The sequence below is a fragment of the Arthrobacter sp. UYP4 genome (assembly GCF_057291175.1).
Genome location: NZ_JBXAVU010000001.1, coordinates 545546 through 558546, shown reverse-complemented (window position 1 = coordinate 558546; position 13001 = coordinate 545546). Strand labels below are relative to the sequence as shown.

Annotated in this window: 11 protein-coding genes; 7 read left to right on the top strand and 4 right to left on the bottom strand. The window is 71.0% G+C overall.

All coding sequences use genetic code 11. From position 1 onward, the window contains the following. Positions 1-30 precede the first annotated feature (30 nt). From AC0Z9V_RS02580 to holA, 4 genes are all read left to right on the top strand, one after another. On the top strand, positions 31-885 hold the full coding sequence (locus tag AC0Z9V_RS02580; protein ID WP_485140620.1) for a DegV family protein: 855 nt from the start codon (positions 31-33) through the stop codon (positions 883-885). Positions 886-987: 102 nt separating this feature from the next. Continuing rightward, complete coding sequence (locus tag AC0Z9V_RS02575) at positions 988-2055, top strand: ComEA family DNA-binding protein (RefSeq protein ID WP_485140619.1); 1068 nt, start codon at positions 988-990, stop codon at positions 2053-2055. Further along, positions 2052-4616: a ComEC/Rec2 family competence protein gene (locus AC0Z9V_RS02570; RefSeq protein WP_485140618.1), complete on the top strand. Its 2565-nt coding sequence runs from the start codon at positions 2052-2054 to the stop codon at positions 4614-4616. Before AC0Z9V_RS02575 ends, AC0Z9V_RS02570 begins: the two co-directional genes overlap by 4 nt. A gap of 92 nt (positions 4617-4708) precedes the next feature. Then, complete coding sequence (gene holA / locus AC0Z9V_RS02565; RefSeq protein WP_485140617.1) at positions 4709-5725, top strand: DNA polymerase III subunit delta; 1017 nt, start codon at positions 4709-4711, stop codon at positions 5723-5725. Positions 5726-5899: 174 nt separating this feature from the next. Here holA and rpsT read toward each other — a convergent pair whose 3' ends face one another. Both rpsT and AC0Z9V_RS02555 read right to left on the bottom strand, forming a co-directional pair. Then, positions 5900-6160 carry a 30S ribosomal protein S20 gene (gene rpsT / locus AC0Z9V_RS02560; protein ID WP_087075755.1) on the bottom strand — a complete coding sequence of 87 codons (261 nt, stop codon included), beginning with the start codon at positions 6158-6160 and terminating at the stop codon, positions 5900-5902. A gap of 252 nt (positions 6161-6412) precedes the next feature. After that, positions 6413-6970 carry a type II toxin-antitoxin system PemK/MazF family toxin gene (locus AC0Z9V_RS02555; RefSeq protein WP_485140616.1) on the bottom strand — a complete coding sequence of 186 codons (558 nt, stop codon included), beginning with the start codon at positions 6968-6970 and terminating at the stop codon, positions 6413-6415. A gap of 183 nt (positions 6971-7153) precedes the next feature. On the opposite strand from AC0Z9V_RS02555, the gene lepA reads away from it, so the two are divergent. Further along, complete coding sequence (gene lepA / locus AC0Z9V_RS02550; protein WP_459268345.1) at positions 7154-9007, top strand: translation elongation factor 4; 1854 nt, start codon at positions 7154-7156, stop codon at positions 9005-9007. A gap of 30 nt (positions 9008-9037) precedes the next feature. Continuing rightward, on the top strand, positions 9038-10267 hold the full coding sequence (gene hemW, locus AC0Z9V_RS02545; protein ID WP_485140615.1) for a radical SAM family heme chaperone HemW: 1230 nt from the start codon (positions 9038-9040) through the stop codon (positions 10265-10267). 110 nt (positions 10268-10377) lie between these two features. Here the strand turns inward: hemW and AC0Z9V_RS02540 are convergent, their stop codons facing one another. Then, positions 10378-10794 carry a DUF4870 domain-containing protein gene (locus AC0Z9V_RS02540; protein WP_133080562.1) on the bottom strand — a complete coding sequence of 139 codons (417 nt, stop codon included), beginning with the start codon at positions 10792-10794 and terminating at the stop codon, positions 10378-10380. A 78-nt stretch (positions 10795-10872) separates the two neighbouring features. Further along, positions 10873-11724: a DUF3097 domain-containing protein gene (locus tag AC0Z9V_RS02535; protein WP_208740080.1), complete on the bottom strand. Its 852-nt coding sequence runs from the start codon at positions 11722-11724 to the stop codon at positions 10873-10875. 164 nt (positions 11725-11888) lie between these two features. On the opposite strand from AC0Z9V_RS02535, the gene hrcA reads away from it, so the two are divergent. Further along, positions 11889-12902, top strand: a complete 1014-nt coding sequence (hrcA, locus tag AC0Z9V_RS02530; protein WP_133080560.1) for a heat-inducible transcriptional repressor HrcA — start codon at positions 11889-11891, stop codon at positions 12900-12902. Positions 12903-13001: the final 99 nt, after the last annotated feature.

Genomic DNA, 13001 nt, shown 5'->3' with positions numbered 1-13001 from the left:
GACGGCCCCGACGCGGGCAGGGCGTGCTGCGTGCGCATAGCCGTCGTCACCGACTCGGCCGCCGGGTTCGCTCCGGAATGGAGCGCGCCCGGTGGCCTCGCCGACGGCATCCCGGTGGTCGCCATGCCGGTGCTGGTCGGCGCCGACATCCTGACCGGGGAGCACGACGACGTCACCGCACCCCTCATGGTCGCCCTCGCCGCAGGCACGACCGTGCGCACGTCCCGGCCGTCTCCCGGCCAGTTCGACGCCGTGTACGGCCGCCTCGCCGAAGAGGGGTACGACGGCATCGTGTCCGTGCACCTGTCCGGCCTGCTGTCGGGCACGGTCGATGCGGCCCGCCAGGCGGCATCCCGCGCGACGATCCCCGTCGAGGTCATCGACGCACGCACCGCGGGCATGGCGCAGGGCCGGGCGGCCCTCGCAGCCCGGGCAGCGGCGCGGAGAGGTGCGGACCTGCAGGCGGCCGCCGCCGCGGCGGCCATGGCCGCGCGGGCGTCCGCCCTCTACTTCTACGTCCCCAGCGTTGAGCAGCTCCGCCGCGGAGGCAGGATCCCGGCGGCGGCAGGCTGGCTGGGCGCCCTGCTGTCCGTCCGGGTGATCCTCCATATCCAGGGCGGGCGACTCGTCCCCCTCGAACGCATGCGGTCGGCGGCGCGCGGCATGGCGCGGCTCCAGGAACTGGTGGAGGCCGACATCACCGCGCGCGCCGGCGGCGTCCTGCTGACCGTGCACCACTTCGGCAACGAGGACGAGGCTGCGGCCCTCGCCGGGCGCCTCGAGGCGGTGGCAGGAACCGGGCAGGTGTCGACCGCCCCGTGCCCCTCCGTCCTCGCCGCACATGCCGGGCTCGGCGTCGTGGCGGTGACCGTCAGTCCCGACTGACCGGTGGCCACGAGGACCTCTGCGGCGGACCGCCGCGGGCGCGATATCCACATAGCGCTCCGGGACCCGATCGAGGACGAGTCCCGCTCCTAGCGTTGCGGGATGGGAAAGCACCGATGGCCGACCGCCGGCGACGCAGGGGAGACCGGCACCTGGGCTCCCGCGGCCCGGCCGGCGGATGGCAGCGCGGCGGGCGTTCTCCTCCCGGCGGATGGCCTCGAGGATGTGCCGGACAGTTCGGATACGCGCGCTGTCCGCGCTGCCCGGAGGGAGGAGGTGGGCCGGCAGACCGTGTCGACCGGTGTCCAGTGGCGCGTCGCGCGCTCGGCGGCACTCGTCTTCGCCGGGGTGGCACTGGCGGTCGGCGCAGCGCTCTTCCTCGTCCGGAGCTCCGAGCCGTCCGCAGCCGCGGTGTCGGTGCAGCTCGACAGCGGCGTATCGGAGGATACTGCCGAGCCGGCTGCCGGCGATGGAGCCGCACGGGGTGCGACTGCCGGTGACGGAGCCGCAGGGGATGCAGCCGTGGGGGCCGCTACGGGCGAGGGTCCGGGTGGTTCCGGTGGCGAGGACGGTACGGGTGGAGTCGGCCCGGGGAGTCCCGGTGAGGCACCGACGTATGAGTCGACCGACCGGTCAGGGGACCCTCTCGGCGTCACGGGCGGTACCGGAGGCGGAGCGCAGGGGATCATCATCGTCTACGTCACGGGAGCGGTCGCAGCACCCGGAGTCGTCACGGTCCCGTCCGGTACGCGCCTGTTCGACGTCATGGGCAGGGCAGGTGGTGCGCTCCCCGAGGCAGACCTCGAGGGGATCAACCTCGCTGCGACACCGTCCGACGGGCAGCACATCCACGTCCTCGCCGTCGGCGAGGAACCGCGGATCACCCAGGACCTCCCCGGCACCTCGTCCCCCGCCCAATCCCCGGGACGGCAGGTCGAGGGTCCCGGCGGCGGCGGTGCACCTGGCGGGAGCCCGGGCGGAATCGACATCAATACCGCGACGCTCGCGGAGATCGAGCTGCTGCCACGCGTCGGTCCGGTGCTCGGACAGCGCATCATCGACTGGCGCACGGAGCACGGGCCGTTCGGCCAGGCGGCCGACATCGACGCCGTGCCTGGTATCGGGCCGGCGATGCTCGACGGGATCCTTCCCCTCATCGTGGTGCGGTGAGGCACGACGGCGGAGGTCCTGGCCGCGCTGCCTCCGCCGATCCGCCGGGAGGATCCGTCCCGGGACCGGCCCACCGAGGCCCGCAGGCTGCTCCGTCCCGGTGGCACGGCGACCTGCGCCTGGTCCCGTCCGCTGCGGCTGCGTGGACGGCCGCTGCCGTCGCTGTCCATGGCGGGGCGGTCGGGGCGACGGCAGCGGGGCTCCTGGCCGGGGCCTGTGCACTCATGCTGTCCTGTCTCGTGGTCATCGTGCCGGGCCGGCGACGTGCGTGGGCGCTGCTGCCCGGCCAGGCGCTGGCCCCCGCGGCCGCGCTGAGCCTGGTGCTGCTGTCGGCCGGCGGCAGCCTCGCCCGTGCCGAGGCGGGACCGGTGGACGAGGCGCTCGACGGCGGTGTCCCGTTCACTGCGGTCCTGCGCATCACGGGAGAGCCGTCCTCGTTGGGTCCGGGAGCATTCGGGGGCGGGAAGCGCTACCTCGTGGACGCCGAGGTCCTCGGTGGTGTCCTCCGGGGTGCTCCCTTCGTGGCGGCGACCCCCGTCGTGGTCCTGGGGCCGGGCGGGTGGGCCGGCGTGGGGACCGGCGACACCGTCCGCGTCCTGGGCACGGCGGAACCTGCGGACCGCGTGGGGAGGGCGGCCGCGATCTTCCTCCCTGCCAGCAGCCCGGCGATCGAGGAGGCCCGCGGCTGGCTCGGCTACACGGATCACCTGCGCACGCGGTTCCGGGACCTCGCCCTCGCCGACAGCCGCGACGGAGGCCTGCTCCCGGGCATGGCACTGGGTGACCGGACCGGGCTCGCCCCGGACCTCGAGGAGGCCATGCGACGGACCGGACTGACCCATCTCACCGCGGTGAGCGGAGCGAACTGCTCCTACGTCGTGGCGTTCGCCTTCCTCGGGCTGCGGGTGCTCCGGCTTCCCCGGCTACCGGCCGGCGTCGGTGCCGTGGTCTCGCTCGTGGCGTTCGTCCTGCTCGTCCGGCCCGAGCCGAGCGTCCTCCGCGCTGCGGTCATGGGGGCGGTCGGGGTGGCTGCCGTCCTCTCGGGCCGCGGCAGGGTCTCGCTGACACTGCTGATGGTGTCGGTCATCGTCCTCCTCGCCGTGGATCCCTGGCTCTCGGTGTCCTTCGCCTTCGTGCTGTCGGTGGCGGCGACCCTGGGGCTGGTCACGGCCGGTCCGACGGTCGTCGACACCCTCGGCCTGATGATGCCGCGCCCGGCGGCCCAACTGCTCGCCATCCCGCTGACCGCGCAGCTCTTCTGCACTCCGATCCTGGTCCTGATCCAGCCCGCCCTGCCGGTGTACTCGCTACCCGCCAACGTCCTGGTGTCACCGGTCGTCCCGGCCATCACGCTGGTGGGCATGGCGGCGGTCGTGGCACTCGTCGCCGGTCCCGTACTCGCGCCGGCCCTGATCGCCACCGCCCAGTGGGGTACCCGCTGGGTGGCAGGCGTCGCCGAGGCCCTCGCAGCCGCTCCTGCCGCGACCGTGCCCTGGTTCCCGGGCGCGCCGGGAGCGGTGGTGGCTGCATTCGGGTCGGTGCTGCTTCTCCTCGCCATGGTCCGCCGCGAGTCGGTCCTCGCCGGTTGGCGGCGTGCCGTCACCCGCACTCGGCAGCCCCCGTCCGTCCCGACCGGGTCTGGAACAGCAGGGCGGCCGCCGGCCGGGTCTGGAACAGCAGGGCGGCCGCCGGCCAGGGCCGGGCGCCGGACCGTCGCGATCGTCCTCGCCGTCGCCCTGCTGGGGGCGCTCGCGACCATCGCCCTCGTCGACCGGCGGGGCACGGGGTCCTCCGCCCGGTGGGCTCTCACGATGTGCGACGTCGGACAGGGCGACGGCATGGTCATCAGGACGTCGGCGGAGCACGCACTGGTCGTCGACACCGGGCCCGACCCCGATGCCATGGACCGGTGCCTGGACGCACTCGGGATCGAGGTGATCGATGCACTCGTCATCACGCATCTGCACGACGACCACTACGGCGGGGTGGAAGGGGCATTGCGTGGAAGGACCGTATCGGCCCTGTACTACTCGACCGGGGAGGACGGCCTGCCGCGTGAGCTGACCGACGCGACGGCAGGCGCCGGCGTCGGCGCCGAGCGTCTGACCGGTGCGACCCGGCTCGACCTTCCACCCGTGCGGGTGGACGTCCTCTGGCCACGGGGGGAGACACGCCTGCCGGAGGAGAACAACGCGAGCGCCGTCCTGCAGGTCGTGGTGCCCACGGCGGAACGGCCCGTCACGCTCCTCCTCACCGGGGACCTCGAGGAGGACGCCGCCGCGGAGCTCCTCGCCGCGGTCCCCTCCCTGAGGGACGGGGGAGTGGACATCCTCAAGATCGCCCATCACGGAGCGAGGAACGGGGGAACAGGGATCATCGACGCCGTTTCACCCGCCCTCGCCCTCATCTCGGTCGGCAAGGACAACGACTACGGCCACCCGCATCCCCGCATCCTCGAACGGCTCGACCGCTCCGGCATCGCCAGCGCCCGGACCGACGAACTCGGATCGTTCACCGTGGGTGTCACCGACGGCAGGATCGAGGTCCACCGACTCCGCTGACGGGGTGCCGGCCGGAGCCACCGCTGCAGCTTTGAGGCGAGAGGGCTCCGTGCAAGAGTAGGAGTGCATTCCGACGGAAGGAACACCCCCGCGTGGCAACGAGATCACCCGCCGGCCGCAGCACCGGCGCGGGCCAGCAGCAACCAGCATCATGGCGCGAGGTGCGCCCCGCCGGCGTCCTCCTGCTCTCCGGTCCCGAGGAGTACCTGGCATCCCGGGCTGCGGAATCGATCCGGGCACAGGTGCGCACGGCACAGCCTGGAGCGGAACTGGTCCGGTTCGACGCCGGGTCCTATGACGCGGGAACCCTGACCATGCAGGCCAGCCCGTCGTTGTTCGGGGACTGGAAGATCATCGAGGTGGCGGGGCTGGCACAGATGAACGATGCCTTCCTGGTCGACGCGCTCGCCTACCTCGAGGACCCGGCACCCGATGTCGTCCTGGTGATGCGCCACTCGGGCGGGAACCGTGGGAAGAAGCTGCTCGATGCGATCAAGGCCGCCAAGGCCACCGTCGTCGACTGCCAGCCTCTGAAGAAAGACGGGGAGAAGGCGGAGTTCGTCACCACCGAGTTCCGTCTGGCACGCCGGCGCATCGACCCGGATGCCGTGCGGGCGCTCGTCGCCGCGGTCGGTTCGCAGCTCCCCGAGCTGGCGGCAGCCTGCCAGCAGCTCATGGCGGACACCGCGGGCGACATCTCGGCGGAGACGGTGGAGAAGTACTACGGGGGCCGCGTCGAGGCGACCGGTTTCAAGGTGGCCGATGCCGCCCTGGCAGGGCGGACCGCGCAGGCACTGTCCATGCTGCGCCATGCTCTTGCCACGGGGGCGGACCCCGTCCCCATCGTCGCCGCGCTCGCCATGAAGGTCCGCGCCGTCGCGAAGGTCCATGGGGTCCGAGGATCCTCGATGCAGCTGGCGAAGGACCTGGGGATGGCGCCGTGGCAGGTGGACCAGGCACGCAAGGAGGCCCAGCGCTTCAGCTCCGAGGCCCTGGCGCGCTGCATCCGCGCCCTCGCCGAAGCCGACGCCCAGGTGAAGGGCGAATCGCGGGATCCCGTGTACGCCGTCGAACGGGCCGTCACCGTCATCGCGCTGGGCGACGGCTGACGCAGCACGGACAGGATCAGCTCCGCGCCAGGCGCCTGGCTCGGTTGTGCGGCAGGGCCCCGGCGTTGTCCCGCGGGCCGGGACCGGTCCCGGCCCGGGATCGCTGCGCTCCCGCCCTTAACGACGTAGGGCCGCCTCCCTGCGGAGGCGGCCCTACGTCGAAGGTTCCGCAGCTCAGAGAGCGTTGACCTTCTTGGAGATCGCGGACTTGCGGTTCGCTGCGTTGTTCTTGTGCAGCACACCCTTGCTGACAGCCTTGTCGAGCTTGCGGCTGGCTGCCTGCAGCGCCGTAGCGGCAGCGTCCTTGTCAGCGCCCTCGACGGCCGTGTTCACGGCGCGGATGGCGGTCTTGAGCTCGGACTTGACCGAGTTGTTGCGCTGCCTCGCCTTTTCGTTGGTGAGGATGCGCTTCTTCTGGGACTTGATATTTGCCACGTATGAGAACTTTCTTTGTATTGCGGACTGGTCGTGAGGGTATTTCGGCCAACCAAGACTGAGCGGCGTGGGGATACCGTATGGCGATCGGCCAAAGTGCCCGAAGACCTGCGCGGACACACAGCTATAAAGGTTACCAGAAAGGCGCACGGAATCCCGACTCCCCAGCCGTGCCGGTCGGGCTCCGGCACCTCGACCGGTGAGCCCTCCGGCCTCGGGAGTGTGCCGTGGTCGGGACGGCCTCGGGCCTGCCTAGGGGAGCAGGTGGTCGGGTACCGCCGCGACCACCTGCTCGAAGCGCCCCCGTGCCAGGACCGCACCTTCACGCCTGATCTCGGCGGGGGCGATCCGCAGGACGCGGTCGATCTTCACCTCGCTCGGGCGCCCCTGCCGGTCCCAGCTGCCCGTGCCGATGTCCACGTACCGGTCGTCGGAGTCACGGCCGTTGTTCCGGTCCCGGCTCGTCAGCATGAGGCCCAGCAGGTCGCCGCCGTCACGCCCGATCAGGAGCACGGGGCGGTCCTTGCCCTGTGCCGGGTCGTCCTCGTACGGAACCCACGTCCAGACGATCTCGCCCGGGTCCGGGTTGCCGTCGGACGACGGCGAGTAGGCGAGCACCGCCTGCTGCCGTCGGTCGTGCCCGGAGCGGGGAGCCGCTGATGGCACCGCCGGCCCGGGCCGCCGTGTGCCGACGGGCCGACGTCGGCTCTGCGTGCCCGTCCGATCGGCCGGGGTCCCGGCCGAGGTGCTGTCCACCGCCCGGACGACACGACGCGCGAGGGACAGGAGGGAGCGGACCGTGATCGCCATGCTGGAATCCTAGGCCAGTACCAGCCGTGGCCCGGGAACCGGGAGCGCGCGATTCCCGGAGCCGTGCGGCCACGTGGGACACTAGGGGGAGTTGAATCGGCGCGAACCAGCCCCGTCCGCCGCCGATGACGGCGCGGCGGGAGCCGCATGCCGCACCCTGTCCCGAAAGAGTGAGGAACCTACGTGTCACCCATGGCCCGCACCGCGCCGGTGCCCGCCGCCACCGATCCGGCGATCATTCGGAATTTCTGCATCATCGCCCACATCGATCATGGCAAGTCCACGTTGGCCGACCGCATGCTCCAGCTCACCGGAGCCGTCGAGCAGCGGGACATGAAGGCGCAGTACCTGGACCGGATGGACATCGAGCGCGAGCGCGGCATCACGATCAAGTCGCAGGCCGTCCGGCTGCCCTGGGAGGTGGACGGCACCGCCTACGCGCTGAACATGATCGACACCCCCGGCCACGTCGACTTCACCTACGAGGTGTCACGCTCGCTCGCGGCCTGCGAAGGGGCGATCCTGCTCGTCGACGCGGCGCAGGGCATCGAGGCCCAGACCCTCGCGAACCTGTACCTCGCGATGGAGAACAACCTCACGATCATCCCGGTCCTGAACAAGATCGACCTGCCTGCTGCGCAGCCGGAGAAGTACGCTGCGGAGCTGGCGAGCCTCATCGGCGGCGAGCCCGAGGACGTCCTGATGGTCTCCGGGAAGACCGGGGTCGGCGTCGAGGCCCTGATGGACAAGATCGTGCGCGACCTCCCCGCCCCGACCGGGGATCCGGATGCGCCGGCCCGGGCGATGATCTTCGACTCCGTGTACGACACGTACCGCGGCGTGGTGACCTACGTCCGCGTGGTCGACGGGAAGCTCAGCCCCCGCGAGCGCATCCAGATGATGTCCACGCGGGCCAGCCATGAACTGCTCGAGATCGGCGTGAGTTCGCCCGAGCCGAAACCCTCCAAGGGGCTCGGCGTCGGCGAGGTGGGCTATCTCATCACCGGTGTGAAGGACGTGCGTCAGTCGAAGGTCGGCGACACCGTCACCAACCTCGCCAAGCCCGCCGCGGAGTCGCTGGGCGGCTACCAGGATCCAAAGCCCATGGTCTTCTCCGGCCTCTACCCGCTCGACGGCACCGACTACCCCGTGCTGCGGGACGCGCTCGCGAAGTTCACCCTGAACGACGCCGCTCTCGTCTACGAGCCGGAGACGTCGGCGGCGCTGGGCTTCGGCTTCCGTGTCGGCTTCCTGGGCCTGCTGCACCTCGAGATCACGCGCGAGCGCCTCGAGCGCGAGTACAACCTCGACCTGATCTCCACGGCGCCGAACGTCGAGTACGAGGTCACGCTCGAGGACAAGCGCATCATGAAGGTCACCAACCCGAGCGAGTACCCGGTGGGCAAGATCGCCGAGGTGCGCGAGCCGATGGTGTCCGCGACGATCCTCGCGCCGTCGGAGTTCGTCGGCGCGATCATGGAGCTGTGCCAGCAGCGCCGCGGCGTCCTCGGCGGCATGGACTACCTGTCCGAGGACCGCGTCGAGATCCGGTACCGGCTTCCGCTGGCGGAGATCGTCTTCGACTTCTTCGACCTGCTCAAGTCGAAGACCCGCGGCTACGGTTCCCTGGACTGGAAGGCCGACGGCGACCAGGTCTCCGACCTCGTGAAGGTGGACATCCTCCTGCAGGGCGAACAGGTGGACGCCTTCAGCGCCATCACGCACCGGGACAAGGCCTACGCCTACGGCGTCATGATGACGGGCAAGCTCCGCGAGCTCATCCCGCGCCAGCAGTTCGAGGTGCCCATCCAGGCTGCCATCGGCGCGCGCATCATCGCTCGGGAGAGCATCCGGGCCATCCGGAAGGACGTGCTCGCCAAGTGCTACGGCGGCGACATCACGCGCAAGCGCAAGCTGCTCGAGAAGCAGAAGGAAGGCAAGAAGCGCATGAAGATGGTGGGGCGCGTGGAGGTGCCCCAGGAGGCCTTCATCGCCGCGCTGTCGTCCGACGAGTCGAAGGACAAAGCCAAGAAGTGACCCCGCACGGTTTCGAGGGGGCTGGTCCGCGTGCCTAGCGCCCTTCCACTCGGCCTCCCGGCACCCGAGGACGGCGTCCTGCCTCGGGAGGCAGCGGACGGCGCGCTCGGGCGCGACTTCTGCCTCTATGTGCACATTCCGTTCTGCGCCGTCCGCTGCGGCTACTGCGACTTCAACACCTACACCGCGACGGAGCTCGGCGGCGGGGCGTCGCAGGACGCCTACGCGGGATCGGTGCTGGCGGAGCTGGCCCTCGGTGCGCACGTCCTCGAGGCCTCCGGAGTGCCGGCCCGGCCGCTGTCCACCGTCTTCTTCGGCGGAGGCACTCCCACGCTCCTGCCGGCGGAGGACCTCGCCTCGATCCTCCGCGCGGCCACCGCGCAGTGGGGTCTGGCCCCGGATGCAGAGGTCACGACCGAGGCCAACCCCGACTCCGTCACGCCGGAGTCGCTGCGTGTCCTGAAGGAGGCCGGCTTCACCCGCGTCTCGTTCGGCATGCAGTCCGCGGTGCCCCACGTGCTCGCCGTGCTCGACCGCACCCACTCGCCCGAGCGCGTGCCGCAGGCCGTGCAGTGGGCGCGCGAGGCCGGGCTGAAGGTCAGCCTGGACCTGATCTACGGGACGCCGGGGGAGTCGCTCGAGGACTGGCGGACCTCACTGGCCACGGCCCTCTCGTACGGGCCCGACCACATCTCCGCCTACGCGCTCATCATCGAGGACGGGACCCGCCTCGCCTCGCGCATCCGCCGCGGACAGGTGCCGCCCATCGACGACGACGACCACGCGGACAAGTACGCCCTCGCGGAGGAGATGCTGACCGCCGGCGGCCTGCACTGGTACGAGGTGAGCAACTGGGCGCGGACGCCCGCCGACGAATGTCGCCACAATCTGGCCTACTGGCGAGGGAGCGACTGGTGGGGCGCCGGCCCGGGTGCGCATTCGCACGTCGGCGGCACGCGCTGGTGGAACGTGAAGCATCCGCGTCCGTACGCCGAGGCTCTCGGTATCGGGCGGTCACCCGCGGCCGGACGCGAGATCCTGTCGGCGGAGGATCGCTACGTCGAGGACGTCATGCTGCGCGTACGGCTCCGTGAGGGGCTTCCGACCGGCTCCCTGACGGCGACGGGCCGCAGGGCGATCGCCGGGCTGATCGCCGACGGGCTCGTCGAGCCTGCCGCAGCTTTCGCGGGCCGCGTCGTCCTGACCTTCCAGGGCAGGCTGCTCGCGGACGCGGTCGTGCGGAGACTGCTGCCGGACTGACCGCACGGTCGTGCGGGCGGCGCGGGCCGGGACCGCTGATGACGGCCGGGCGCGCCGTCGGTGGATCGGGAGACCCATGACCGGGACCGGCGGATGCGGCGCCCGGGTGGTCAGCGGACGAGGCGCAGGTTCAGCGGGTACCGGTAGGGTCGCCCGCGGTTGACCTGGATGCCGGCGTTGACCGAGAAGATGGTGATCGTGACCCAGATGAGGGCGTTCACGACGGCGAAGATCCCGCCGATGACCGGCACCAGCGACAGGAGCCAGGCGACCAGCGCGAGGATCGTCGGCGGCAGCGTGAAGTTCAGTGCCTCCTTGGACTCCTGCGCGGTGAAGGGGCCCCTGTCCTTGAAGATGAGGAAGATCAGCAGGGACGGGATGAATCCCAGGATGCCGCCGAAGTGTGCCAGGGTGGCGAACTGGCGGTCCTCCGACGCGGTCAGTGGAAGGGCGTTGGCCGGCGTTCCTTCGAACGCGGACTGGGACTCGCCCCGTCCGTGGTGCTGGTGGTCGGCGGTGTTGGGCAACTTCGATTCCTTTGCTGGCGGCGGAACATTTCCCCCGGATCGTGCTCCAAGGATACGTGGTGGTCGGGCGCCGACCGCTCAGGCGGGACCTGCCGGAGCGGTCAGGAAGTCGATGACCTCCTCGACGCGGCCCAGCAGCGAGGGCTCCAGATCCGCGTAGGTGCTGACCCCCGCGAGGATGCGCCTCCACCCGTGGGCGATCGCGGCCTGGTCGGCGTGGGGCCAGCCCAGGCCGGCGAGGATGCCCGTCTTCCAGTCCTGGTGGCGGGGGACCACGGGCCAGGCCTCGAGCCCGAGGGCTGCCGGCTTCACGGCCTGCCACACATCGACGTAGGGGTGGCCCACGATCAGGACGTGGCTGCGGGCGCCGGGCACGGTCATCGCCTGCTGGGCGATGCGGGACTCCTTGGTGCCGGGCAGCAGGTGGTCGACGAGGATCCCCAGCCGGCGGTTCGGGCCGGGGCCGAAGTCCCGGACGGCTCCCTCGAGGTCGTCGACACCGTGCAACGGCTCGACGACGATGCCCTCGAGCCGGAGGTCGTCGCCCCAGACCTTCTCGACCAGTTCGGCGTCGTGCTTCCCCTCCACCCAGATCCTGCTGGCCCGGGCCGTCCTCGCCCGTGCACCCTCGACCCGCACGGACCCGGAGGCGGTACGCAGGGACGCGGGCGCCGTCCGCGCGACGGGTGCGACGACGTGCACGGGTGCGCCGTCGAGGAGGAAGCCATGGCCCAGCCGGAACGTGCGGTGCTTGCCGCGGCGATCCTCGAGGACCATCACGTGCAGCCCGCCGGACTTCTCGACGCGGATCACGGCGCCCACGAAACCGCTCTGGACGTCCTCGAGGACCATGTCCTTCTCGACGGGCACATCGGGCAGCGCGACCCTCCTGGGCGTCGAGATGTCCTGTGCCCCCCAGCCGTGGTCCATGCCGAGCCCGTCCTTCCCGCGAGGGCACCGGCGGTCTGCCGCAGCCCGGGTTCCCAATGCTAACAATCGGCCCGGACGTACTAGACTTGGCACTTGGGTGTGTCGAGTGCTAATCGCCTCCGGCCGCCCGGGAAGCGAGTGTGGAACCCGGAGGTGACATCGAAGTGAGTGAACCACGACGCCTGGAGGTCCTCCGGGCGATCGTCGAGGACTACGTCCATTCGCGGGAGCCCGTCGGCTCCAAGGCCCTCGTCGACCGCCACCAGCTCGGTGTCTCGTCCGCCACCATCCGTAACGACATGGCCGTCCTCGAGGAGGAGGGCCTGATCGCCGCACCCCACACGAGTTCGGGCCGGATCCCCACGGACAAGGGCTATCGGCTCTTCGTGGATCGCATCTCGGAGGTTAAGCCCCTCTCCGCGCCGGAGAAGAAGGCCATCCAGACGCTGCTCGAAGGAGCGGAGGACCTCGACGACGTGATGGACCGGACGGTCCGGCTGCTGGCGCAGCTCACCAACCAGGTGGCCGTGGTGCAGTTCCCCCGGGTCGGTGGGGCCTCGGTGCGCCACATCGAATTCGTGCTGCTCGCGCCGCAGCAGATCCTCGTGGTCCTGATCGCGACGAACGGCACGGTCCAGCAACGGATCGTCCGGACGCACGCCGATCTCCAGGAGGCCGAGCTGGCGGAGCTGAAGCAGCGGATCCTCTCCGCGGTGTCGGGTGTGAAGCTCTCCGCCCTGCCCGGCGAGCTCGCGGTCGCGGCCTCGCAGCTTCCTCCTGCACTGCGGGCCCACGGGAGTACCATCGGAAGGGCGCTCGAGCAGCTCGCGGGACTCGGCCGTGACGACCGTATCCTGCTGGCGGGTACCGCGAACCTCGCGCGGTCCACGGGCGACTTCCCGCTGAGCATCGGGCCCATCCTCGAGGCGCTGGAGGAGCAGGTGGTGATGCTCCGTCTCCTGTCCGAGATGGAGTACGACGCGCGGGGGATCTCGGTGAGGATCGGCAGCGAGAACCCCTACGGGGGCCTGTCGGAGGCCTCCGTGGTCGCGACGGGCTACGGCCCGGATGCCGGTGCGAAGCTCGGCATCCTCGGACCCACCCGGATGGACTATCCGACGACGATGGCCGCGGTGCGCGCCGTCGCCCGCTATCTCTCGAGGATCCTCGAGGAATAGCCTCCGGCCCTGATCCGGGCGGTATCCCGCGATCCGGGCAGTATTCCGCCGGCCCGGCCGGCGAGCACAAGACAGAAGTCTCCAACAGGAAGTGATGTG

Excerpts from the sequence above, each read along its gene's own strand:
- AC0Z9V_RS02575 (WP_485140619.1), top strand. The coding sequence starts at position 988 with ATGGGAAAGCACCGATGGCCGACCGCCGGCGACGCAGGGGAGACCGGC.
- AC0Z9V_RS02555 (WP_485140616.1), bottom strand. The coding sequence starts at position 6,970 with ATGGCGATCACGGTCCGCTCCCTCCTGTCCCTCGCGCGTCGTGTCGTC.
- AC0Z9V_RS02535 (WP_208740080.1), bottom strand. The coding sequence starts at position 11,724 with ATGGACCACGGCTGGGGGGCACAGGACATCTCGACGCCCAGGAGGGTC.